Origin of the sequence: Bradyrhizobium oligotrophicum S58 (assembly GCF_000344805.1) — a bacterium.
GTDB lineage: Bacteria > Pseudomonadota > Alphaproteobacteria > Rhizobiales > Xanthobacteraceae > Bradyrhizobium > Bradyrhizobium oligotrophicum.
Map to the genome: position 1 here is coordinate 6,405,017 of NC_020453.1, position 24,001 is coordinate 6,429,017.

General features: G+C 65.0%; 25 protein-coding genes. 4 read left to right on the plus strand and 21 right to left on the minus strand.

Annotated elements, in window-relative coordinates:
• The first annotated feature begins 104 nt into the window (after positions 1 to 104).
• Positions 105 to 740, plus strand: a complete 636-nt coding sequence (locus tag S58_RS27610; protein ID WP_015668700.1) for a response regulator transcription factor — start codon at positions 105 to 107, stop codon at positions 738 to 740.
• Between the two features lie 93 nt (positions 741 to 833).
• On the opposite strand, the gene S58_RS27615 is transcribed toward S58_RS27610, so the two are convergent.
• Positions 834 to 1,190: an EF-hand domain-containing protein gene (locus tag S58_RS27615; RefSeq protein ID WP_083938834.1), complete on the minus strand. Its 357-nt coding sequence runs from the start codon at positions 1,188 to 1,190 to the stop codon at positions 834 to 836.
• Positions 1,191 to 1,411: 221 nt separating this feature from the next.
• A complete protein-coding gene (locus S58_RS27620) occupies positions 1,412 to 1,855 on the minus strand; it encodes a hypothetical protein (RefSeq protein ID WP_042340264.1) in 444 nt (147 codons plus the stop codon).
• A gap of 330 nt (positions 1,856 to 2,185) precedes the next feature.
• On the opposite strand from S58_RS27620, the gene S58_RS27625 reads away from it, so the two are divergent.
• On the plus strand, positions 2,186 to 3,028 hold the full coding sequence (locus S58_RS27625) for a hypothetical protein (protein ID WP_015668703.1): 843 nt from the start codon (positions 2,186 to 2,188) through the stop codon (positions 3,026 to 3,028).
• Positions 3,029 to 3,080: 52 nt separating this feature from the next.
• The gene (locus S58_RS27630) at positions 3,081 to 3,422 is read left to right on the plus strand and encodes a hypothetical protein (protein ID WP_015668704.1); all 342 of its coding nucleotides are present in this window, start codon (positions 3,081 to 3,083) and stop codon (positions 3,420 to 3,422) included.
• Positions 3,423 to 3,441: 19 nt separating this feature from the next.
• On the opposite strand, the gene S58_RS27635 is transcribed toward S58_RS27630, so the two are convergent.
• From S58_RS27635 to exbB, 3 genes are read right to left on the minus strand one after another with little or no spacing between them, the layout of a single operon-like run.
• Positions 3,442 to 4,344, minus strand: coding sequence for a TonB family protein (locus S58_RS27635; protein WP_015668705.1), 903 nt, complete (start codon positions 4,342 to 4,344; stop codon positions 3,442 to 3,444).
• Positions 4,341 to 4,766, minus strand: coding sequence for a TonB system transport protein ExbD (gene exbD, locus S58_RS27640; protein ID WP_015668706.1), 426 nt, complete (start codon positions 4,764 to 4,766; stop codon positions 4,341 to 4,343). Before exbD ends, S58_RS27635 begins: the two co-directional genes overlap by 4 nt.
• Before the next feature lie 3 nt (positions 4,767 to 4,769).
• Positions 4,770 to 5,546: a tonB-system energizer ExbB gene (gene exbB / locus S58_RS27645; protein WP_015668707.1), complete on the minus strand. Its 777-nt coding sequence runs from the start codon at positions 5,544 to 5,546 to the stop codon at positions 4,770 to 4,772.
• A gap of 359 nt (positions 5,547 to 5,905) precedes the next feature.
• On the opposite strand from exbB, the gene S58_RS27650 reads away from it, so the two are divergent.
• Positions 5,906 to 6,715, plus strand: coding sequence for a tetratricopeptide repeat protein (locus S58_RS27650; RefSeq protein WP_015668708.1), 810 nt, complete (start codon positions 5,906 to 5,908; stop codon positions 6,713 to 6,715).
• Here S58_RS27650 and S58_RS27655 read toward each other — a convergent pair.
• The 16 genes from S58_RS27655 to S58_RS27730 form a co-directional block, all read right to left on the minus strand.
• On the minus strand, positions 6,704 to 7,417 hold the full coding sequence (locus tag S58_RS27655) for a hypothetical protein (RefSeq protein ID WP_015668709.1): 714 nt from the start codon (positions 7,415 to 7,417) through the stop codon (positions 6,704 to 6,706). The genes S58_RS27650 and S58_RS27655 overlap by 12 nt on opposite strands.
• Positions 7,418 to 7,694: 277 nt before the next feature.
• Positions 7,695 to 9,506, minus strand: coding sequence for an ABC transporter substrate-binding protein (locus S58_RS27660; RefSeq protein WP_015668710.1), 1,812 nt, complete (start codon positions 9,504 to 9,506; stop codon positions 7,695 to 7,697).
• Positions 9,507 to 9,578: 72 nt separating this feature from the next.
• Positions 9,579 to 9,905: a DUF2160 domain-containing protein gene (locus S58_RS27665; protein WP_015668711.1), complete on the minus strand. Its 327-nt coding sequence runs from the start codon at positions 9,903 to 9,905 to the stop codon at positions 9,579 to 9,581.
• 191 nt (positions 9,906 to 10,096) lie between these two features.
• Positions 10,097 to 10,903: a carbohydrate ABC transporter permease gene (locus tag S58_RS27670; RefSeq protein WP_015668712.1), complete on the minus strand. Its 807-nt coding sequence runs from the start codon at positions 10,901 to 10,903 to the stop codon at positions 10,097 to 10,099.
• Positions 10,903 to 11,805, minus strand: coding sequence for a carbohydrate ABC transporter permease (locus S58_RS27675; RefSeq protein ID WP_015668713.1), 903 nt, complete (start codon positions 11,803 to 11,805; stop codon positions 10,903 to 10,905). Before S58_RS27675 ends, S58_RS27670 begins: the two co-directional genes overlap by 1 nt.
• A 3-nt stretch (positions 11,806 to 11,808) precedes the next feature.
• Positions 11,809 to 12,888, minus strand: a complete 1,080-nt coding sequence (locus S58_RS27680) for an ABC transporter ATP-binding protein (RefSeq protein WP_015668714.1) — start codon at positions 12,886 to 12,888, stop codon at positions 11,809 to 11,811.
• Positions 12,889 to 12,900: 12 nt separating this feature from the next.
• Complete coding sequence (locus S58_RS27685; RefSeq protein ID WP_015668715.1) at positions 12,901 to 13,983, minus strand: ABC transporter ATP-binding protein; 1,083 nt, start codon at positions 13,981 to 13,983, stop codon at positions 12,901 to 12,903.
• The gene (gene glpD, locus S58_RS27690) at positions 13,980 to 15,533 is read right to left on the minus strand and encodes a glycerol-3-phosphate dehydrogenase (protein ID WP_015668716.1); all 1,554 of its coding nucleotides are present in this window, start codon (positions 15,531 to 15,533) and stop codon (positions 13,980 to 13,982) included. The genes S58_RS27685 and glpD overlap by 4 nt, the downstream gene beginning before the upstream one ends.
• A gap of 153 nt (positions 15,534 to 15,686) precedes the next feature.
• Positions 15,687 to 16,520 (minus strand): DeoR/GlpR family DNA-binding transcription regulator, encoded by an 834-nt coding sequence (locus tag S58_RS27695; protein WP_015668717.1) that lies wholly within the window; start codon positions 16,518 to 16,520, stop codon positions 15,687 to 15,689.
• Between the two features lie 136 nt (positions 16,521 to 16,656).
• Positions 16,657 to 16,848, minus strand: a complete 192-nt coding sequence (locus tag S58_RS27700) for a hypothetical protein (protein WP_015668718.1) — start codon at positions 16,846 to 16,848, stop codon at positions 16,657 to 16,659.
• Between the two features lie 161 nt (positions 16,849 to 17,009).
• A complete protein-coding gene (locus S58_RS27705; RefSeq protein WP_015668719.1) occupies positions 17,010 to 17,252 on the minus strand; it encodes a hypothetical protein in 243 nt (80 codons plus the stop codon).
• A gap of 407 nt (positions 17,253 to 17,659) precedes the next feature.
• Positions 17,660 to 18,088 (minus strand): acyl-CoA thioesterase, encoded by a 429-nt coding sequence (locus S58_RS27710; RefSeq protein WP_015668720.1) that lies wholly within the window; start codon positions 18,086 to 18,088, stop codon positions 17,660 to 17,662.
• Positions 18,089 to 18,138: 50 nt separating this feature from the next.
• On the minus strand, positions 18,139 to 18,762 hold the full coding sequence (locus S58_RS27715; RefSeq protein WP_015668721.1) for a flavin reductase family protein: 624 nt from the start codon (positions 18,760 to 18,762) through the stop codon (positions 18,139 to 18,141).
• A gap of 136 nt (positions 18,763 to 18,898) precedes the next feature.
• Positions 18,899 to 19,510, minus strand: a complete 612-nt coding sequence (locus S58_RS27720; protein ID WP_042340265.1) for a TetR/AcrR family transcriptional regulator — start codon at positions 19,508 to 19,510, stop codon at positions 18,899 to 18,901.
• A 21-nt stretch (positions 19,511 to 19,531) separates the two neighbouring features.
• Positions 19,532 to 22,666 carry an efflux RND transporter permease subunit gene (locus tag S58_RS27725; protein WP_015668723.1) on the minus strand — a complete coding sequence of 1,045 codons (3,135 nt, stop codon included), beginning with the start codon at positions 22,664 to 22,666 and terminating at the stop codon, positions 19,532 to 19,534.
• A 139-nt stretch (positions 22,667 to 22,805) separates the two neighbouring features.
• Positions 22,806 to 23,912: an efflux RND transporter periplasmic adaptor subunit gene (locus S58_RS27730; protein WP_015668724.1), complete on the minus strand. Its 1,107-nt coding sequence runs from the start codon at positions 23,910 to 23,912 to the stop codon at positions 22,806 to 22,808.
• Between the last annotated feature and the right edge of the window lie 89 nt (positions 23,913 to 24,001).

The window sequence follows — 24,001 nt, forward strand, 5'->3', positions numbered from 1 at the left end:
CCGGCTCGGTCGCATTGTTGCACTCGGTCCTGGTTTGCAAAGGGAACTCGCGCGATAAGCGATGATAAGCGCCGCGGAGCGCAAAGAAACGAGATCTGATTAGGATGTACCGCGTTCTGCTCGTCGACGACCACCCGGTCGTGATCACGGCCTGCCGCTGGTTGCTGAACGAAGCCGGCATTGCCACGCTGATCGAGGCGCATGACGCAGAGAGCGGTTACGACGCCTTTGTCCGCGATAGGCCCGATGCCGCCGTCATCGATCTGCGCCTGCAGGGCGATGAGTTCGGCGGGATCAGGCTGATCGAGCGCATGCGGTCGCATGACCCGCGCGCCAGAATCCTGGTCTTCAGCATGCTGACTGATCCGCGCATCGTTCGCTCCGCCATCGATGCCGGCGCGAGCGGCTACCTGCTCAAGGATGCCCCGCCGCACGAATTGCCAAAGGCGCTGGAGCAGGTTCGGACGGGCGGTACCTATCTCGCCCCGGAGCTCGCCACCCGGATCGCGCTGTTGCGCAACGAGTCCGACGGAAACCTGCCGACGTCCCTGACGCCCCGCGAGCGTCAGGCCCTGGCCTTGCTGGCCGAAGCGAAATCCTACCAGGCGATCGCCGACCAGCTCGGGATCAGCTACAAGACGGTCATCAACCTGACCTACCGGCTGCGGCAGAAGCTCGGCGCGCGCAGCCTGCCCGACCTCGTCCGCCTGGCGGTGGAGATGGCGCGCCCGGGTCTGTGAGCGCTGGTGGGTTCCACTCAAGAAAAAGGCCCGCGACACTTTCCCGTCGCAGGCCCAGATCATTCGAATTGCCGGTCCGTCCCGGACCGCGTCCTACTTCAGCAGCTTGGCCACCGACTTCAGCTCTTTCGCATCGAGCGTGCCGTCATTGTCCGGATCGGCTGCTTTGAAGCGGCCGGCGACGAGCGCAAGGTACTCGTCCTTGGTCAGCGTGCCGTCATTGTCGGGATCAGCCGCCTTGAGGTCCTTCGCCGAGACGCGGCCGCGCAACTCCTTGGCGTCGAGCGTGCCGTCATGGTCGCGATCGAGCTTGTCGAACAGCGCGCCGGCTGCAGCCCGGACCTCGTTCATATCGGCGGTGCCATCCTTGTCAGGGTCGATCGAGGTCAGCAGCTTCGAAGCCGCCGGCGCGCTCGCCGCCATCGTCGAGGTGCCGACGATCGCGGCCATGCCCAGGGCGGCCGCCGTCGTCATCAGTTTCCAATTCATCGAAATGATCCTTTGTCTCCGCCGTCCGACGGGCCGGCGATGAAGGCTGCGTACCAACGTATGCGAGCGTCGCCGGTTTCCCCTGGCAACGCGCTACGCGCCATTTGGAACTAAGGGAGGTCCTGCCTTTTCGCAAGTGCAAGAAGGGAACGATCGGGAAATTCCCGAGGGGATCGCCGGGACTAAAACCTGGGACCATGCAGGAAATATCTCCCGGGACGGTCGTGGCGGGGTGTCCTCGCCGCATCGGAGTCGGCGCTTTGCCGTGCCTCGGCTCGGGCGTTCGCCGTGACGTTTCGTGCGCGCTTGACGATCGGGTAGGCCGCGCCGCGAGAGCGCGCGACCTTGTCGCGGCTGCAGCCCGTCTCAGCGGCCACGGCGCATGTCTTCCTGGTCGCGCTCTTCCCAGCTTGCGTCTCGTTCCACCACGCTTCCAGCTCTTCTCGCTGCAGCCTGTCGCGCGCGAAACTGGGTGTGGCCAGCGCCATCAACGCGCACAACGCCACGCTGAACATCACAGCCAGCGCAGCGAACCGGGCGGCGGTGCGGTGACGATGGTCGTTGGCTCGAGTCACGGGCGCGTCCGATCTCTGGCTGATCCAGCTGCCACAGGGCAGGTTGCACATGCCTGTCTTCCATCGGTGTGTGACATCAATGTGTTTGCCGCGCGCCACTTTCATCGCGAGATGAGATCGATTCGCGATTCGTCTGCCACAATGCTCCGGTCAAAATATCCCTATTGGCTTGCCAAAACCTCCCTGTTCTCGACGAAGACGAAACGGCGGCTCATCAATTGAGGCAATGGGCAACTGATCGTTTCCCGATCGCGTCACGTTTCAGCCGACACCGCCGCATGTTTTTGCCGCGCGCGCTCGTTAGCTCGTTTGATGAGGGAGCGTGGGGACATGCAGCGGACAAGCATCGGTCGACGACAACAAACACGCTCGCGATGGTGCATGGCTGCCGGCGCCTTCCTGCTCGCACCGTTCGGTGCAGCCGCCGAGGAGATCCAGGGTAACGATCCGGCATCGCCCGGACATTTCCAGGTCGAGCAGCGCTTCGGCTATCTGACAACCTTCAATCCGCAGCAGAACGGCGGACGCCGCGTGCCGCAGCGTGCGGTTACCGGCGAGACCGAGATCGGCTACTCGCCGACCGAGTGGTACGAGATCGCGCTGACCTCGCCCTACGCTTTCGCACGCACCAACGTGCCGATGGCGCTGGGCAATGTGATGGACAATGGCGTGCCCGGCTACTCATTCCAGTCCGGCGGCGTCACCATTCGCCAGACCTTCATCCAGGGCGACCGGCTCGAACGCACGGTGTTCGTCGGCCTGGTCTCGCGCACCATCCTGGCGCCGCAGGGCGGCCTGACGCCGGATCTGTGGGTTGCCAACAAGGCCGGCGCCGGCCAGCCGGGCGCACCGCGCTTCGTGCAGGAGGCCACGCCGCGGGTGGCGCAGATGTTCACGCCGATCATCGGCGTCAATCTGCCCAACGATTATCAGTTGATCTTCAACGCCAACATGACCTTCGGCATCGATGGCGCGGGCTCGGCCTTCGAGCCCTCGGTCCGCTTCGTCAAACGCCTCAGCGACCGCTGGACCGTCGGCATCGAGCATTTCTCCAACCTCGGACCGTTCGGCTACATCCTGCCCTGGAATCAGCAGATGCAGACGCTCTACGCGGTCGCCGACACGAAATTCAAAGGCTTCGAGTTCAGCTTCGGCGTCGGCTATGGCCTCACCAACGCCTCGCGCGGCCTCGCGCTGAAGACAAGCATCGGCAAGGATTTCTGATCCACGCGGTCGCCACGCTCACCTCAGCTCAATCCAAGGAAAAGGACCCGTCATGCGTCGCCTCGTCACCGCCTGTGCCGTTCTCCTGCTGGCCGGCTCCGCTGCCTCGGCAGAAGACGGACCGCGCTTTCTCAACCGCACCGGCCAGACCATCGTGAAGATGTATCTGGCGGCCGCCGGCACCAAGAACTGGGGCGTCGATCAGTGCAAGAACGACGACGAAGGCATGGTCGACCACAACGAGCGGATGACCCTGGTTGGCGTGAAATCAGGCCGCTACGACATCAAGCTGTCCGAACAAGGCGGCCGCACCTGCCTCGCCAAGAACATCGAGCTCAAGGAAGGCGCGCAGTTCGTCGTGCGTGACACCGATCTCACCGAATGCTCGAAATGATCTTCGCGCTTGCGGCCGCTCAGCGCGGCCGGAGGCGCAATGGCACGGTTCGCGACACCTGCGCCATGGTCATCACCGGCGGAAAGCGCGGGAACGGCTGAGCCCGTTCGATGATGGACAGCGCCGCGCGATCAAGCGCCGGCGAGCCCGAGCTGCCGGCCAGCCGCCGCGACAACAAGCGGCCATTGCGGTCGATGACGACGCTGATCGCAACCGTGCCGGTGACGCCGTTGCCGTCCGACGGATACGCGCCCGCGGCGGCACGACCGATCTGTGCTTCGACCTGATGGTTCCACGCGGCCTGCCCCTCGCGCGCTCCGACGCTGTCCTCGCCCGGATTGGGTGCCGACGCGACACGTGAGGGCCGGCTCGCGGGCGCCGCAGCCGGCTTCGCTGGCGCGGGCTTCTTCTCGGCCCTCTCCTTCGCCTCTTTCTTTTCCGCCGGCTTGTGCTCGACGCGCTCGGGCACAGGAGCCGGCTTCGCCTCCGGCGGCTTGGCTTCGATCGGCTTCGGCGGAGTCGGTGGCGGCAGCACGACGTCGTCAGCGCGCGGCGGCTCGGGCGCGAGCGTGACCTGCGGAGCGGGCTCGGGCGACAGCATGACTTCCGGCACGGGTTCGGCGACGGCTTCACGCACAGCGGGCTCGTCCTTGACCGGCTCTTCCTTCGGCGGCTCGACCGGCGGGGTCGGCTCGGCCGGCGGCGCATCCTGGATCGCGGGCGCCGGCTCGCTCACCACCGCTGGCGTGAACACGACGTCGAACGCAGGCGCCTCGGCGCGTCCCTCCGGTGCGGGACGCAGCAATAGATAGCCAACTGCGAGCCCGACATGCAGTCCGGCCACCAGCAGCGCGGCGACGGTCCACAGCGTCCGCTCACGGCGCTCCTCCTGGTCGAACGGATCGAGCGTCAGGACGCTCACTGCGCGCCCCGGTCTTCCAATGCGACCAGCGCCACCTTCACATAGCCGGCACGGCGCAGCGTGTTCATCAGCGCCATCACCTCGCCATAGGGCAGCGTCTGATCGGCGCGCAGCAGCACGCGCTGCCCATGATCGGACCTGGTCGCGGCATCGAGGGACGCTGCGATGTCAGCCTGTTCGACACTGTGGTCGCCGACGGCGAGCGAACGATCGGCTTTGAACGTGACGAAGATCGGCGTCTCGGCGCGCGGCTGCGGCTCGGCCGAGATCGCTGGCAGGTTGACCGGGATGTCGACGGTCGCGAGCGGCGCCGCGACCATGAAGATGATGAGCAGCACCAGCATGACGTCGATGAACGGCGTCACGTTGATGTCGTGCGTCTCCTCGAATTCGTCGGTGCGCCGGGCGAGCTTGACGGCCATGGCTCACTCCGCCGGATTGGCGATCGACAACAGCGGTGCATCGACCGCGCGGATCGCGCTGCGCCGCGCCTCGGCTGGACCTGCGTGCTGGCGGTCGAGATCGCGGCTGATCAGGCGCATCACGGCGACGGATGCATCGGCGATGACGGCGCGATAGCCGCCGGTGGCGCGCGCGAACAGATTGTAGATCACCACCGCGGGGATCGCCGCGGCGAGGCCGAAGGCGGTGGCGAGCAGCGCCTCCGCGATGCCCGGCGCGACCACGGCGAGGTTGGTCGTATGCGCATGGGAAATGCCGATGAAGCTGTTCATGATGCCCCAGACGGTGCCGAACAGGCCGACGAAGGGGGCAACGGCGCCGACGGTGGCGAGAATGCCGATGCCGCGGCCGATGCGCGCGACAGCCGCCGCCTCGATCCGCTCGAACTGCCAGGAGACGCGCTCCTTGATGCCGTCGGCGGGAAGGCCGCGCGACTTGTCGATCTCGTCTTCGGCGGTCGCAAGCAGGCGCCCTACGACGCCGTCCTCGGCTGAAACGCGCCCTGTCGCGTCCGACAAGGAGCGTGCCGCAACCGTAATACTCAGCGCGCCGCGTCCCTTGCGGAGCGCCGAGCGCAGCTGGATCGTCTTGACGACGAGGACGGTCCAGGTCGCCACCGATGCCAGCACCAGCCCGATCATGACGGCCTGCACGACGATGTCGGCCTTCATGAACATGGTCCAGGGCGACAATGCTTCCGGCAGTGGGCTCACGAGACTGGCGATGTTGGCCTGGTCCATTGTCGTACTCCCTCGTGGCCCCGTGAGCTTGGTGATCGCGATTCCCGGCGCTATCGCGTCCCGCCCCCCGCGCTTCAGGCGATGCGCGCGCGGTCGGCCGAAGAGCGTCGTGGAATCGTGTCGAGGCCTTGTTGTTTCGTGTCCTTGGGGCAAAGTCACGGCGACGGTCGCAACAATGCCGGTCACGAAAGAGTGCCGCCTGTCGGCATCGGCTTCAAGGCACTTGGCGCGTGGAATATGTCCCATGCGCATCGGGAAAAAATCCCGAAGCGAGCAGGAACAGCCTCGCCGCCAACGATGGTGGCGGCATTCGGCAGACGCCAATTCCCCCGCGTCAGGGAACGCGATAACGTCATCGCATGACGTCCACGCCCGAAGACATCGTGCGTCGTGCCGCAGCCAGCTACAACGCCGGCCACATCGACGAGGCGCGCCGGCTGTGCGAGCAGGAGCTTGCGCGCAGCCCCGGCGAGCCAATGCTCAGTCACCTGCTGGCTGCGGTGCTGCTTTCGCGGCAGGAGATCGCCGCTGCACGCTCCCACGTCGCGGCGAGCCTCGCGAGGCGCCCCGACAACGCCGCCGCGCAACTGCTCGCTGCGCGCATCGCCCGCGCCGACAAGGATTACGCCGCCGCCCTCGACCATGTCGATCGTGCGTTGGCGTTGGCGCCGCAGCGCGAAGCCTTCGTCGAGAAGGCGCGCATCCTCGACCAGGCCGGCCATCGCGCCCAGGCCCGCAGCGCATGGCAGGCGATCCTCAAGGTCGTGCCTGATCATGGCGAAGCCGCCGCGCGGCTCGGCCGGTTCGCATTCGAGGAGAGCGATCTCGCGGGCGCCGCTTCTTATCTGGAGCAGGCGACGTCGGGCGACGCTCCCGCCTCCGTCTGGTTCGATCTAGGACTGGTCCGCCAGGATCGGCGTGACCACAGCGGTGCGGCAGTCGCCTACAGGAAAGCATTGGCACTCAATCCCGGTCACGCCGAGGCCGCGCTCAATCTGGGCATCGCGCTGCAGGAAAGCGGTGATGCAGACGCGGCGATGCCGTTCTATCGAACGGCCTACCGGCTGCGGCCACAGATGTTCGGCGCGATCGCGATGGCGTTGACCTCCGCCGCGCATGGCAAACTGTGGCTCGACGAAGCCGCACTGCGGTTGGCCTTAGCTCGTTAACCGGCCACGCCGGGCGCGAAACCGCTTGCGATAGACGTTCGGTGCCGCCAGCACCTGCGCAACCGTCTCGGAATACGCGATTCCGTGATCCGCATCGAACGGCTCGTACACCAGCTCCAACGCTTCGCGGGGCACTGGAAAACATTGCGCGACCGGCGTGCCCTTCGGCACCACGCCGCAATAATCGGGCGCGATCCAGAGGGCTGGAAAGTTGATGCCGCCGTCGTGGAAGCGATCGGCATCGACGAGACCGGTCACAGTCCGAAACGGCAGATCGTCGCGATTGACCGGGTGCGTCGCAAACAGCGACCAGCCCTCGGGACATTCGATGGTCCAGAAGCTGTTGAACTTGATTGCCGACTGCCGGTCGTGCGCGAATGGAGCGCCTTCGAATTGCGCGGCGACGTGGAAACTGAGGGGTGCGCGGGGGTGCCCTGCGGTCGCAGGCGCCGGAATGTCCCAGTCCCAGGAGAAGGCGCCGCGCTCGACCTGGATGTCGCAGGGCAGCAGGATCATCACGCCATGGGCCATCGCATCGACGAACGGCGGACACTGCTTGACGGTGCGGATGTCGCGGCCGTGCAGATCGGAATGGGCCGACGCCGGCATCCGGCGCAGCCAATCCGGCAGCGTCGTGCGCGCAGGCACCGGCCGCGGCAGATGCGGCTCCAGCGCGGGATCGCAGCGGAAGGTCATGCGCATGAACGGACTCCAAGCCATCCGGCGAACCCAGACCGATAATAGCCGTCATTGCGAGCGATAGCGAAGCAATCCAGCGCCACTCAAAGATTCTGGATTGCTTCGCTTCGCTCGCAATGACGAATGGCAAAAGGCCGGGATTGCTCCCGGCCTTTCGTGTTCATTTCCTCTCATGCCCCCCGCAGGCGAGGCATCCAGTCAACGCCGGCGGTCCAGAGCTGAGACGCCGCGGTGTACTGGATCGCCCGGCCGAGCCGGGCGATGACAGCCGAGCGTTGGCTCACTTCGCCTCGGCGCGCTTCGGCGGGCTGGCCGGCCACGACTTGATCAGCGTGTCGTAGTCGATGGTTTCGCCCTTCGGCTTCTCGTTCGCGAGCTTGCGCTGCGGAGCGATGTTGCCGTCCTTCGCCGACTTGGCGAACCAGTACTCCGCGGTCTCCTTCTTGTTCAGCTTCGGACCGCAATCGCCCTGCACCTTGGACTTCTCCAGACGCTCGAGGACGGAGTCCTGAGCGGCCGCGAGCGCGTCCATGGCCTGCTGCGGGGTCTTCGCACCGGACGACGCATCGCCGATGTTCTGCCACCACAGCTGCGCCAGCTTCGGATAGTCGGGCACGTTGTTGCCGGTCGGGGTCCACTGCACGCGCGCGGGCGAGCGGTAGAACTCGATCAGGCCGCCGAGCTTCGGCGCACGCTCGGTGAAGGACTTGTCCCAGATGTCCGACTCACGAATGAAGGTGAGACCGACATGGCTCTTCTTCAAGCTGACCGTCTTGGAGACGATGAACTGCTGATAGAGCCAGGCCGCCTTGCGGCGGTCGACCGGAGTCGACTTCAGAAGCGTCAGCGAGCCGACGTCCTGATAGCCGAGCTTCATGCCTTCCTTCCAGTACGAGCCGTGCGGCGACGGGGCCATGCGCCATTTCGGCGTGCCGTCGGCGTTCATCACCGGCAGGCCGGGCTTGACCATGTCGGCGGTGAAGGCGGTGTACCAGAAGATCTGCTGAGCGACGTTGCCCTGCGACGGCACCGGACCCGACTCGGAGAAGGTCATGCCTTGCGCCTGCGGCGGGGCATACTTCTTCATCCAGTCGAGATATTTGGCGATCGAGTAGACCGCGGCCGGGCCGTTGACGTCACCGCCACGCTCGACCGAGGAGCCGACGGGGCGGCAGCCTTCCATGCGGATGCCCCATTCGTCGACCGGCAGGCCGTTCGGGATGCCCTTGTCGCCGTTGCCGGCCATCGACAGCCAGGCGTCGGTGAAGCGCCAGCCGAGCGACGGATCCTTCTTGCCATAGTCCATGTGGCCATAGACCTTGGCGCCGTTGATCTCCTTGATGTCGTTGGTGAAGAAATCGGCGATGTCCTCGTAGGCCGACCAGTTCACGGGCACGCCGAGATCGTAGCCATACTTGGCCTTGAACTTGGCCTTGTAGTCCGGGTTGGTGAACCAGTCGTAGCGGAACCAATAGAGGTTGGCGAACTGCTGGTCCGGCAGCTGATAGAGATGGCCGTTCGGCGCGGTGGTGAATGACTTGCCGATGAAGTCGTTGACGTCGAGTCCGGGATTGGTGACGTCCTTGGCCTCGCCGGCCATCCACTCCGTCAGATCGACGGCTTGCCCGTAGCGGAAGTGGGTGCCGATGAAGTCGGAATCGTTGATCCAGCCGTCATAGACGTTCTTGCCGGACTGCATCTGGGTCTGGATCTTCTCGACGACGTCACCCTCCTGGATGATGTCGTGCTTGACCTTGATGCCCGTGATTTCCTCGAACGCCTTGGCCAGCGTCTTGGATTCGTATTCGTGCGTGGTGAGGGTTTCCGACACCACGTTGATGTCCATGCCCTTGAAGGGGGCAGCGGCCTTGATGAACCACTGCATCTCCTTCAGCTGATCGTCCTTCGACAAGGTCGAAGGCTGGAATTCGCTGTCGATCCACTTCTTCGCTGCCGCCTCATCGGCATAAGCGGGCGCGGTGATCGCGGCTGACGCCGCCATCAGCGCGAATGCGCTCGTCATCATCAGCGCTCTGGTCTTGAAGACCTTGGCCCTGGGCAAGGGCTTCTTCCCTTCCGGCAGATATCGCATGGTGTTCCTCCATTGCAGCGACACGTTTTTCAGGCCCGGGTTGCTTCCCGGATCTGCTCCTTTTCGTTCGCCTCAAACGGTGCGGAAGATCGCAACGGCTGACGCCAACGAAATCACGGTTGCGAGCCAGAGGCTCGAAAGTTCAAGTCCCTCTCCGATCGGGAGAGTCGTCAAGGGGTCGGTCCCGACGAAGCCGATCCAGGCCAGATGAATCACGGCCGCCGATATCAGCGACACGAACAGGCGATCGCCGCGCGTGGTCGGAATGCGCAGGATCCCGACGCGCTCGGCCTCCGGGTAGCGGGCGGCGAGCCAGGTCATGACAGCGAGCGTGCCGCCGAGCGCAACGAAGAAGATCGCCGTCGGCAACGTCCAGGCCATCCATGCGATGTTGTCCATGGCTCAACCCTTTCTGCTCGAGCGATCGAAGGCTCTAGCGCCGAATACGGTGCGCTCCCCTCCCCCTTGCGGGGATGGGTGGGGGGTGGGGGTCCCGACGAAGACTGCCCGTGGGGTACCCCCCTCCCCAGCCCTCCCCCACAAGGGGGGAGGGAGCGCACTGAACTTGTGGCTATGAGTTCGCACCATCATCACACCCGTCCCAGCGCGAAGCCGCGCGCGATGTAGTTGCGGACGAACCAGATCACGAGTGCGCCGGGAATGATGGTGAGCACGCCGGCGGCGGCGAGCAGGCCCCAATCCATGCCGGCCGCCGACACCGTGCGGGTCATCACCGCCGAGATCGGCTTGGCGTCGACCGAGGTCAGCGTGCGCGCCAGCAGCAGTTCGACCCAGGAGAACATGAAGCAGAAGAACGCGGCGACGCCGATGCCGCTCGCGATCAGCGGCACCAGGATCTTCACGAAGAAGCGCGGGAACGAGTAGCCGTCGAGGAACGCCGTCTCGTCGATCTCGCGCGGGACGGACGACACGAAGCCTTCGAGGATCCACACCGCGAGCGGGATGTTGAAGATGCAATGCGCGAGCGCCACCGCCCAGGGCGTATCGAACAGCCCGATCGCCGAATAGAGGTTGAAGAACGGCAATGCGTAGACCGCGGCCGGCGCCATGCGGTTCGACAGCAGCCAGAAGAACAAATGCTTGTCGCCGAGGAAGCGGTAGCGCGAGAACGCATAGGCCGCCGGCAGCGCCACCGCGATCGAGATCACCGTATTGATGATGACGTATTTCAGCGAGTTGATGTAGCCGGAATACCAGCTCTCGTCGGTGAAGATGCGCGCGTAGTTGGCCAGCGTCGGCTGATGCGGCCACAGCGTCATGGTCGAGACGATCTCGCCGTTGGTCTTGAAGCTCATGTTCACGAGCCAGTAGATCGGCAGCAGCAGGAAGACCAGGAACACCGACATGATGACGCGACGGCCGGGAATCGTATTCATCACGCGCCCCCGTTCGCCGGCCGGCGCTCGGCGCCGGCATTGGTCATGATGGTGTAGAACACCCAGCAGACGATCAGGATGATCAGGTTGTAGACCAGCGACAGCGCCGCGGCCTTGCCGAGGTCGAACTGGCCGAGCGCGATCTTGACGAGCTCGATCGAGATGAAGGTGGTGGAATTGCCGGGCCCGCCGCCGGTCACGACGAACGGCTCGGTGTAGATCATGAAGCTGTCCATGAAGCGCAGCAGCACCGCGATCAGCAGCACGCGGTGCATCTTCGGCAGCTGGATCGCGGTGAACACCGCCCAGCGCGAGGCACCGTCGATCTGCGCCGCCTGGTAATAGGCGTCGGGGATCGACTTCAGACCGGCATAGCAGAGCAGCGCCACCAGGCTGGTCCAGTGCCAGACGTCCATCACGATGACGGTGGCCCAGGCGTCGAGATCGTTGGAGACGTAATTGTAGTCGATGCCTATGCTCGTCAGCGTATAGCCGAGCAGGCCGATGTCGGGGCGGCCGAAGATCTGCCAGATCGTGCCGACCACGTTCCATGGAATCAGCAGCGGCAACGCCAGCACGACCAGGCAGAACGCCACCGTCCACCCGGACCGCGGCATCGACAGCGCTACGACGATGCCGAGCGGCACCTCGATGGCGAGGATCGCGGCCGAGAACACCAGATTGCGCCCGAGCGAGGCCAGGAAACGGCCGCCGAGATCGGTCGAGGGATCGAGCAGCTCCTTGAACCAGCCGACGCCGTTCCAGAAGAACTGGTTGTTGCCGAAGGTGTCCTGCATCGAATAGTTGACGACCGTCATCAGCGGCAGGATGGCGGAGAACGCGACCAGCAGGAACACCGGCAGCACCAGGAACCAGGCCTTGTTGTTGATGGTCTTGTCCATCACTCAGGCTCCTTCGACGAGACGGCTGTCGGCATAGACATGAACATAGGCCGGATCGAACTTCAGACCGATCGCCGACCCCGACGGCGAGAAGCCGGCCGGCAGGCGGGCGGCGAATTTGACGTCACCGACCCGGACACGCGCAAAGCGGATACGGCCGAGATCATCGACGCGCTCGATATTGGCGGCAAGCAGGCCCGGCGCCGGCGCTGCGACGTCGACGAATTCAGGCCGCACGCCGATCTCGATCTTGGCACCCGCCGGCAGCGCATCATAGCTGCGCGCAAGCGTCAGCGTATGACCGTCGATGCGGGCCTCGCGGCCCTTCACCTCGGCCGAGAGGATGTTCATGCCGGGCGAGCCAATGAAATAGCCGACGAAGGTGTGCGCGGGCTTGTCAAACAGCTCGGCCGGGGTGCCGCTCTGCACGACGCGGCCGTCATGCATCACGACGACGGTGTCGGCGAAGGTCAGCGCCTCGGTCTGGTCATGGGTGACGTAGATCATGGTGAGGTCGAGCTCACGATGCAGCGCCTTCAGCTTCGAGCGCAGCTGCCATTTCAGCTCGGGATCGATCACGGTCAGCGGCTCGTCGAACAGCACCGCGGCGACGTCAGAGCGCACCAGCCCGCGCCCGAGCGAGATCTTCTGCTTGGCGTCGGCCGTGAGCCGCGTCGCCTTGCGATTGAGGTCGGGCGTCAGGTCGAGCAGCCGCGCGATCTCGGCGACGCGCTTGTCGATCTCCGATTTCGGCACGCCGCGATTCTTCAGCGGGAAGGCGAGATTCTCGCCGACCGTCATCGTGTCGTAGATCACCGGGAACTGGAACACCTGAGCGATGTTGCGTTCCCGGGTCGAGGCTCGTGAGATGTCGACGCCGTCGAACAGGATCTTGCCGCGCGAGGGCGTGACGATGCCGGAAATCAGGTTGAGCAGCGTGGTCTTGCCGCAGCCGGACGGGCCCAGCAGCGCATAGGCGCCGCCCTGGCGCCAAGTCATCGTCACCGGCTTCAGCGCGTAGCTTTCGGGATCGTCGCCATTGCCGTAGGAGTGGGCGAGATCGACGAGGTCAATGCGGGCCATGCGGCATCTCCCTCAGATCTTGGGCGCCGCGACCAGACGGTCGCCGGCGTCGAACACGAAGACATTGGCGGGATCGAGCACGGCATCGAGGACCTCGCCGGGCTCATATTCATGGACACCGTGCAGCACGGCGACCCAGTTCATGCCGTCGCGCGTCAGATGCACGAAGCTCTCCGATCCCGTGATCTCGGTGACCGAGACGGTGGCCGGAAAGGCATGGCGGCCATGGCTACCGTCGCCTTGGGCCAAGCCGAGCTGATGCGGCCGGAAGCCGGCGCGGTAGGCGCCATCAGGCAGATCGGCATAGAGCCCGACCGCGGGCGCCTTCACGCCGCCGGCATAATGCACGCTGTCGCCGCGCTTTTCGATCTCCACCGTGTTCATCGGCGGATCGGAGAACACCTGCCCGACACGCAGCGTATCGGGACGGCGATACACGGACGCAGTGTCGCCGGTCTGCAGCGCCTGCCCTTCCCACATGCAGATGGTGCGGCCGCCGAGCAGCAGCGCTTCCGACGGCTCGGTGGTGGCGTAGACGAAGATCGCGCCCGAGGCTTCGAAGATGCGCGGCAGTTCGGCGCGCAGCTCCTCGCGCAGCTTGTAGTCGAGGTTGGCGAGCGGCTCGTCCAGCAGCACCAGATCAGCCCCCTTCACCAGCGCCCGCGCGATCGCGGTGCGCTGCTGCTGACCGCCGGAAAGCTGCAGCGGCGTACGCTTCAAGTAAGGCTCGAGCCGGAGCAGCCTGGCAGCCTCCGCCACACGCTTCTCGATTTCGTCGCGCGGCTTGCCCTGCACGCGCAAGGGCGAGGCGATGTTCTCGTAGACCGTCAGCGACGGGTAGTTGATGAACTGCTGGTAGACCATCGCGACCGAGCGCTGCCGCACGTCGGCGCCGGTCACGTCCTTGCCGTCGACGAGGACGCGGCCGGTGGTCGGACGGTCGAGGCCGGCGAGCAGCCGCATGATCGAGGTCTTGCCCGACAGGGTCGGGCCGAGCAGCACGCTCAGCGTGCCGCGCTGCAGGGTCAGCGAGACGTCGCGAATGGTGGTGACGCCGTCGACGATGCGGGAGACGTGATCGAGCGTGACGCTCATGCGCGTCCTCCCGCCTCACGCGCCTGCATGGCGGAGCGCTCCCGGTCGGCAACGATCCACGCGTCGAGCGCGGCAATCTCGGCCGTCGACATTCGCAACCCCAGCTTCGATCGCCGCCACACGATGTCCTCGGCCGTCAACGCCCACTCATCCGTCATCAGGTACCTGACTTCACGCTCCGTCAAGGTGCCACCGAAATCCTGGCCGAGATCGGCGGAAGATGTCGCACCAGCGAGCATGGTCGCAGCCCGCGTGCCATAGGCGTAGGCGATCCGCTTCGCATGTGCATCTGACAGGAACGGATAGGTCTTGCGGAGATCGGCGATCAGCGGCGCCACGGCCGAGACCTTCATATCGCCACCGGGCAACGGCGACTTGCCGGTCCAGCCCTCCTGCGCCTTGGTGCCCTTCAGATAGGGCGCGAGGCGCTCAAGCGCCTCCTCCGACAACCGCCGATAGGTGGTGATCTTGCCGCCATAGATCGACAGCAGCGGCAGGCCGCCGGGCGCGTCGAGCTCGAACACATAGTCGCGCGTCGCAGCCTTGGCCTCGCTGGCGCCGTCGTCATAGAGCGGCCGCACCCCGGAATAGCTCCACACGACGTCGCTCGGCTTGACCGGCTTGGCGAGATACTCCCCGAGCGCGGCGCAGAGATAGGCGATCTCCTCGTCGGTCGCCTTCACCTTCGCCGGGTCACCCTGATAGTCGCGGTCCGTGGTGCCGATCAGCGTGAAGTCCTGCTGATAGGGGATCGCGAAGATGATGCGGCCATCGGCGTTCTGGAAAATGTAGGCGCGGTCGTGATCGTACAGCTTGCGCACCACGATGTGCGAGCCCTGCACCAGCCGCACTTTCGCTTTTGCATTGACGCCGGCACCGGTCGCCAGCACCTGCTCCACCCAGGGCCCTGCGGCATTGACCAGCGCACGCGCCTTGATGGTCTCGCGCTCGCCGGTCTGGGTGTTCTCGGTGGTGACCAGCCAGACGCCGCCGTCCTGCCGGATCTCGGTCGCACGGGCGCGCGTGCGGATCACGGCGCCACGGTCGGCCGCATCGCGGGCGGTGAGCACGACGAGACGGGCATCGTCGACGAAGCAATCGGAATATTCGAACCCCTTGCTATAGCGTCCGGCGATCAGGGGACGGCCGACCTCGTCATGCCGCAGGTTGACCGAGCGGGTCGGCGGCAGGAGCTTGCGGCCCCCGAGATGGTCATAGAGGAACAGGCCGAGGCGCAGCAGCCAGGCCGGACGCAGGCCCGAATGGTGCGGCAGCACGAAACGTAGCGGACGGATGATGTGGGGCGCGATCTGCCACAGGATTTCGCGCTCGATCAGCGCCTCCCGCACCAGACGAAACTCGTAATATTCGAGATAGCGCAGGCCGCCATGGACGAGCTTGGTCGACCAGGACGAGGTTCCGCTCGCCAGATCGTTCATTTCACACAGGAAAACGGAATTCCCGCGTCCGGCCGCATCGCGCGCGATGCCGCAGCCGTTCACGCCGCCTCCGACAATGGCGAGGTCGTAGATCCGCTCCAACAGACGCATCCCCCGAGCAATCGCCTTCGACCGGCGATTTCACTTTCGCTTTCGAGTTAAACACAAACGAAAGTGAAAGCAAATCGAAATCCGCATGTTGGACCGAGATTGGGCAGAACCTGCCCAATCAGGGATCAAACAGCCCGGGATGATGGCGGAGCGTCAGGCGCGGCGCAGCACCGTTGACGAGGTGGTTTCGGTCGCGTCTGCGGCCTCATCCGTGTCGTCCGCGGGCATCGCCGAGATCACCTCGATGCCACGGCTATGGCAGAGGCTGGCCAATCCGTCCGGCAAGGGACGATCGGTGACGAAGGTCTGGATCTGGCTGAGATGGGCGATGCGCACCGGCGCACTGCGATGCAGCTTGGTGGAATCGGCGACCAGCATCACGCTGCGCGCATTGGCGATGATGGCCTGCGCGACCTGTACCTCGCGATAGTCGAAGTCGAGCAGCGCGCCCTCCTCGTCGATCGCCGACGCGCCGATGATGGCGTAATCGACCTTGAACTGGCCGATCAGCTGCGTCGCGGTCGAGCCGACCACACCGCCGTCCGAGCGCCGCACCGTGCCGCCGGCCACGATCACCTCGATGCGCGGATGCGGATACAACAGCATCGCGACATTGAGATTGTTGGTGATGACGAGCAGGTCCTGATGCGAGGACAGCGCGCTCGCCACCTCCTCGGTCGTGGTGCCGATGTTGATGAAGAGCGAGGAGCCGTTGGGAATGCGGGCCGCCGCGGCGGCGCCGATGGCCTTCTTCTCGTCGGCAGCGACGAAGCGCCGCGCCTCGTAGGCGAGATTCTCGACCCCCGAAGCGATGATGGCGCCGCCATGGATGCGTGTCAGCGCGCGCTGTTCGCAGAGATCGTTGAGATCCTTGCGGATGGTCTGCGCCGACACTTCAAACCGGCGCGACAGATCCTCCACCATGACGCGGCCAGAGGCGCGGGCGATGTTGAGGATGTCGGTTTGGCGTTGAGAGAGGACGGCCATGGCGAGCTTTCACGACGAGCTGCACCATGGTGAGGCTGATCGAGTCAAGCGTCAATCAACGAAGCGTCCCGGCGCAGTGCAGCATGACCGCCCCCCGCATCCATAGCCGAGGCGGCGCATCCTCCATCAGCGGGGCTCAGGCCGCAGCGCTGAACTCGCCGGCGATGAGACGAATCGCAGCCCGCTCGGCCTCACGCGCGGTACGAAACACCTGCCCCTCGAGCGCATTGAAACGGTGGGACGCTGCGAAGAAGCGGAAGCCACCGCGATCGCGGATGACGATCCCCGCCGCCTGGGAGCTGACCTCGATGATGTAGGTGTCGGACATTGCGCAATCCCGTCGTTCATTCCGGGGCGTATAACCGAGCTCCATGACGAATGTTCCGTGCAGGGAGCCACCGGCTATTCCGATGTGCATGCCAACAGGCAATTGTGTGGATGTTATGTTGGCTGCGCTGCACGCACTCACGCCGTGATACCCTTGCCGAATCAGCGAGGATCATCCGGAACGAGCGTGGCCTTGCGATGCGATGCATCGGCTCCGCCCAGCCGGTCGTGGTGCTGACCCAGCAACTGATAGATCGTGCGCAGATCTCTCAGCACCTCGGCGTGGTGTTCACGATACACACTGAGCTGAACTTCGTAGACACCGATTCGGCGCTCGGCATGGAGCAGCCGCTGTTGCAGCTTCTTGAGGACCTCCAAGGTCAGCTTCTCGTCGACGTCCGACATTGACCTGCTCCCACCCTGTTCTCGCAACACGTCCCCCAAACTATTCCCCTGTGTCGGCAATTTTTTCCGACTGGCCTGTTTTGCCGTTATGATCAGAAAAGGCGCCGCTGTCATCGATCGCCCGGTCGATACGCAATCAGAACGCGTAATGGGGCAGAGACGCGGCGGCGCGCGTCCAAACAACCAGAACTTGTAATCATCGTAAAGACGTCACCCCTGTGGACAAGGCGCACATCGCGCGAGATTGATCGGCAGCAGCTGCTGATGGCCGCGGATGATCACTCTCGCGAGCGTTTCGCACGATGAAAGTTAACGTGCGCGGTCAGATCGCGGTTCCTATGTCGGGCGATCGTCATATGCGACACCATTAACTGATGTTATTCCGGCGGGCGCGACGCGGATCGTGATCAGGCCGTGATCGCACCATCGCGCCGGATCGGCTGCGGCCGCCCGTCATCGTCGATCGAGACGTAGGTGAAGTTGCCGTCGGTGACGAGGATCGGCTGCTCCTCCTTCCGGCGCAGCACCCAGGCCTCGAGACGCACGGTCATCGAGGTGCGGCCGATGCGCACGAGGTGCGCGTAGACCGAGACGAGATCGCCGACATAGACCGCCTTGCGAAAGTTCATCGCCTCGATCGCCACCGTCACGGTGCGCGACTTCGCGAGCTTGGCGGCGAACACGCCGCCGCCGACGTCCATCTGGCTGAGCAGCCAGCCGCCAAAAATGTCGCCATTGGCGTTGGTGTCGGCCGGCATCGCCAAGGTGCGGATGCAGAGATCGCCGCGAGGCTCGGTCGGCGCCGACAATGCGGCATGAACGGTCGCTTCGGTCACGTCAGGTCATCTCCCCCGTAATATTCAGCAACGATGAGAAGTGGCGCGCATCAGTCCGGCCTGATCATCTCGAACATGTCTTCGGCCTTGATCTCGAAATAGTCGCCGCGGCGGCCGGCGCGCACGATCGGATGCGCCAAAGCGGTCTGGTAGACACCGTCCTTGATCAGCGCCTTGTCGATATGCACGGCGACGACCTCGCCGAGGGTCAGCCAGGCCTGGGCCTTGGTCCCGTCAGCCCCCTGCAGCTGGATGATCTGCGTGACCTTGCACTCGAACGCCACCGGGCTCTCGCCGACGCGCGGCACGTTGACGAATTTGCTTGGGACGGCGGTGACGCCGGCGAGCTTGAACTCGTCGACCTCGCGCGCGACATGCGCGGCGGTCGCATTCATGTGGGTCGCCAGATCGCGCGTCACCAGATTCCACACGAACTCGCCGGTGTCCTTGATGTTGGCGACCGAGTCCTTCCACTGCGTCGAGGAGAAGCCGATGATCGGTGGCGTGTAGTTGAAGGCGTTGAAGAAACTGTAGGGGGCAAGGTTGACGTGCCCATCCGGATCGCGCGACGAAATCCAGCCGATCGGACGCGGCGCGATGATGGCGTTGAAGGGATCGTGGCGGAGGCCGTGGCCATTCTTCGGTTCGTAGAAATGCAGGTCCCGTTCAATCACGCCGTCATCCCTTTCGTCATTGCGGAGAACGCAAGCGACGACTTGTCCGCCATAGCCCGGAGGGCGACGGCGGAAGCCATCCAGAGCTGCGCGAGCCGCCCTGGATTGCGTCGCTTCGCCCGCAATGACGGAGAACTTAGCTTGCAGCGCCCGTCGAACCAAGCCCCGCCAGGACGAAATCGATCATCTCGTCGATCGTCGGCCCGGGCTTGGTCGCGCATTGCGCGATCATCTGGGGGTGGAAGAATCGCATCATTGCCGTGCACGCGCATTTTGCCGCCACCGGCAGGTCGCTGACCGCGAACTCGCCCGAGGCGGCGCCCTGCCCGATCACGCGGCCGACGGTCTCGGTGATCAGCAGCATGTGCGCTTCGCAGACCTCCCAGCTCTGCTCCATCGCCACCGCGACCATCTCGTGCAGCTTGTTGTCGCCGACATAGCGCTCGGTGTTCATGCTGTGGATCGTGCCGAGCAGTTCGCGCAGGCGCGGAGCGGCGGGCCCGCCGCGATTGGCGATGACCATCGCCGCGACCTCGACCTGCCCCATCAGCGTGCGCGCGACTCCCTCGTGGATCGCCTTCTTGGAGTCGAAGAACCGGTAGACGTTCGCCGGGCTCATGCGGAGCTCCTTGGCGATGTCGGCGACCGTCGTCTTCTGGTACCCGATTTGCCGAAACAGGCGTTCCGCAACCACGAGGATTCGTTCGCGCGTATCGGGTTCGATATGGTCGGAAACCAGCGTCATCATGCCTGCTATCGTGGTCGTCCTCTATTCGGCTGCCTGGGCCAGCGGGATCTGCGGTGCATCAACGTGCTGCGGTGCAGAACGATCCTGCTCACCTGTCCCGCGCTGATCGAGGCTCTTACGGAACCATAGGGCATACAATCCAGGCAAGTACAGCAGCGTCAGGAAGGTTGCAACGAACAACCCGCCCATGATGGTGATCGCCATCGGCCCCCAGAAGGCGGAACGCGACAGCGGGATCATGGCCAGGATCGCCGCCAGCGCGGTCAGCACCACCGGCCGGGCGCGGCGGACCGTGGCCTCGATGATCGCCTCCTTGCGGGTCAGGCCATGGGCGACGTCGGTCTCGATCTGATCGACCAGGATCACCGCATTGCGCATGATCATGCCGGCCAGCGCGATCAGGCCGAGCAGCGCCACGAAGCCGAACGGCGCGTTGGCGACGTTGAGCCCGAGCGAGGCGCCGACGATGCCGAGCGGCGCGGTCAGGAACACCAGGATCAGCCGCGAAAAGCTCTGCAGCTGGATCATCAGCAGGGTCAGCATCACGATGACCATCAGGGGAAACAGCACGAAGATCGAGGCATTGCCCTTGGCGGATTCCTCGAACGCGCCGCCGGCCTCAATCCGGTAGGCGGGCTCGAGGTGGCTGCGGATGTCCTGCAGCTTCGGCGAGATCTGGTTGGTGACATCGGGCGCCTGGACGCCGTCGGCCACGTCGGCGCGCACCGTGATCGCCATGTCGCGGTTGCGCCGCCACAGGATCGGCTCCTCGTGCGAATACTCGATCTTGGCGATCTGCTGCAGCGGCACCGCCACGCCGTTCTTCGAGGTAATGGTGAGGTCACCGACATGGGCGAGATCCAGCCGCTCGGACGGCGCGGCACGCGCGACCACGCCGACCTTTTCGATACCGTCGCGGATGGTCGTGACCTGCACGCCGGAGATCAGCATCGCCAGCGCCTGCGAGACGTCCTGCGGGGTCAGGCCGAGCGCGCGCGCACGATCCTGGTCGACGACCAGCTTCAGATAGGGCGACTGCTCGTTCCAGTCGAGCTGCGGATCCCTGACATTCGGGTTCTGGCGCATGACGTCGCGCACCTGGTAGGCGATCTCGCGCACCTTGGCCGCATCGGGGCCGATGACGCGGAACTGGACGGGGAAGCCGACCGGCGGACCGAAATTGAAGCGATCGACGCGAACGCGCGCCTCGTTCAGTTCGCCATTCGCAGCCGCGGTCTCGATCTTGGCCTTGATCCGCTCGCGTGCGGCGACGTCCTTGGCGACGATCACGATCTCGGCGAAGGCCTCGTTCGGCAGTTGCGGGTTGAGGCCGAGCCAGAACCGCGGCGAGCCCTGCCCGACATAGGCGGTGTAGGTCTCGATGTCCTTGTCGTCCTTGAGCAGCTTTTCTGCCGATTTGGCGGCCTTCTCAGTGACACCGAAGGCGGTGCCCTCCGGCAGGCGCAGTTGCAGGAACAGCTCGGGGCGTTCCGACAGCGGGAAGAACTGCTGCTGGACGTGACCGAAGGCGACGATCGCGGCCACGAACACGCCGACGGTGGCAGCAACCGTGGTGATGCGATGATCGACGCACCAGCGGATCACGCGGCGCAGGCCCCGATACATGCGGGTGTCGTAGATCGCGTGCTCGTCATGGCCGTGATGCGCCTTCATGTCGGGCAGCAGCTTGACGCCGATATAGGGCGTGAAGATCACGGCGACGAACCAGGACGCGACCAGCGCGATGGCGACGATCCAGAAGATGCTGCCGGCATATTCGCCGACCGCTGAATTGGCAAAGCCGATCGGCAGGAAGCCGGCGGCCGTGACCAGGGTTCCGGTCAGCATCGGGAACGCGGTGGATTCCCAGGCAAAGGACGCCGCGCGCATCCGGTCCCAGCCCTGCTCCATCTTCACCACCATCATCTCGACCGCGATGATGGCATCGTCGACCAGGAGGCCGAGCGCGATGATGAGAGCACCGAGCGAGATGCGGTGCAGGTTGAGCCCCATGATGTTCATGACGATGAAGACGAGCCCGAGCACCAGCGGCACCGACAGCGCCACCACGATGCCGGTGCGCCATCCGAGCGCCAGGAACGAGACGAACAGCACGATCACCAGCGCCTCGACGAACGAGTGCACGAACTCGCTGACGGCATGCTCGACAACCTTGGGCTGATCGGCGATCTGCTCGATCTCGATGCCCTGCGGCACGGCCTTCATGAAGTCGTCGGCGGCCGCGTGCACCTCCTTGCCGAGCTCCAGGATATTGGCCTCCTTGGCGGTGACGACGCCGATGCCGAGCGCAGGCTTGCCCTCCTGGCGCACCTTGAAGCTCGGCGGATCGACGAAGCCGTGGCTGACAGTGGCGATATCGCCGAGCCGGAATACGCGTCCGTTGCTTTCGACCGGCGTCTCCGCGACCGCCTTGGCGCCGTCGAGCGCGCCGGTGACGCGCAGCGGCACGCGCTGCGACGAGGTCTCGACCGTGCCGGCCGGGGTCACATTGTTCTGCTTGGCCAGCGAATCGAACAGCGCCTGCGGCGTGATGCCGAGCGTGGCGAGCTTGGCATGGCTGAACTCGACATAGATGCGCTCGTCCTGGGTGCCGTAGAGATTGACCTTGGTGACGCCGGCGACCTTCAGCAGCCGCTGGCGCAAGCCTTCGGCCGTCTTCTTCAGCTGCGCATAGTCGGCGCCGTCGCCGGTCATCATGAACAGGATCGAGTCGACGTCGGAGAACTCGTCATTGACGAACGGACCGACGATGCCCGACGGCAACGACGACTGCACGTCGTCGAGCTTCTTGCGGATCAGATAGAAGAGATGCGGCACCTCCTTCGGCGGCGTCGAATCGCGGAAAGTGACCTGCATCGCCGTGAAGGCCGGCTTCGAATAGGTCTGCACCTTCTCGAAGTAGGGCAGCTCCTGGAGCTTCTTCTCGATGGGGTCGGCGACCTGGCTCTGCATCTCCGCGGCGGTCGCGCCCGGCCACATCACCGAGACGTTGACGACCTTGACGGTGAAGAACGGATCTTCGGCACGGCCGAGCTTCTGATAGGAGAAGAAGCCGGCGACGCCGAGCGCAATGATCAGGAACAGCACCAGCGGCGGATGACTGACCGCCCAGGCCGAGAGATTGAACCGCTTCATGCCACGCTCCCGATGATCCGAAGTTGTTAGTCCAGACCGACAGTCTCAGTGATCGTCATTCCGGGGCGATGCGCAGCATCGAACCCGGAATCTTGAGGTTCCGGGTCTGGTCCTTCGGACCATCCCGGAACGACGACGGTCAGAACGTCAGTGCCGAGACCACGCGCACCTTCTGCGCGGGATCGATCTTCTGCACGCCGAGCGCCACGACCTTCTCGCCTTCGTCGACGCCTGAGGTGACCAGCACATCCTTGCTGTCGTAGGACTTCACCTTCACCGGCTTCAGCGTCACCTCGCCTTTGTCGTTCACCACGTAGAGCGAGGGCTCGCGTCCCTCGCTGAACAGCGCCGACAGTGGCAGCCGCGCGACGCGCGTGGTGGCGGGATCGGCGAGCGTCAAGGTCGCGGTCATGCCGAGCGAGACGGCCTCGCCGGCGCCTGGAAGCGAGAACTTGGCCAGATAAGTGCGCGTCGCGGGATCGGCAGCGGGCGCGATCTCACGCAGCTTCGCTGCATATTTCTTGTCGGCTTCCGACCACAGCGTGACGTAGGCGCTCCCGGTCTTGGCCCGCTCGAGCAGGGTCTCCGGGATGGCGACCACGGCTTCCTTTTCGGAGAAGCGCGCGACGCGAATTGCCGCCTGGCCGGACGCCACCACGACGCCCGGTTCGATCAGGGTCGCGGTCACCACGCCGCGGGCATCCGCTTCCAGCGTCGCGTAGGACAGCGAATTCCGGGTCAGCTCGACCGAGCGCTCGGCGCGATTGAGCCGTGCACGGGCTTCGTCGGCGGTGGCTTTCGCCTGATCCAGCTGCGCGTCCGTGGTCCAGCCCCTGGACCGCAACTCCTTGGCGCGGGTCTCAGCCGCCGAGGCCTGCGCCAGCACGCCGGTGGCGGCGCGGAATTCGGCTTCGGCCTGCTCGGCCTGCAGCTTCAGGTCGACCTCGTCGAGGGTCGCCAGCGGCTGGCCGACCTCGACGGTCTGGCCGACCTCGACCAGGCGCTTGGCGACCTTGCCGGCGACGCGGAAGCCGATGTCGGCCTCGATGCGCGGCCGGATGGTGCCGACGAAGCTGCGCTCCGGCGTCTCGGCCTCGTAGTGGACGGGCGCGACCAGGACGGGCCTGATCGGCTCGGCCTTCTGGGCCACGGTCTCGTTGCAGCCGGCCAGCGCCGCCGCCATGGTGGCCAGCGCCAGGCCCGTCAACAGCTTGGAATAGCTTGCGAAAATCAACCGGATCAGCATTGGACACCCTCGCTGCAGTTGCGAGCAAGTGTCGATTGTTGACTGACGATTGTCAATATTCGTCAGTGATCAGGACTTCGTGAACGGCC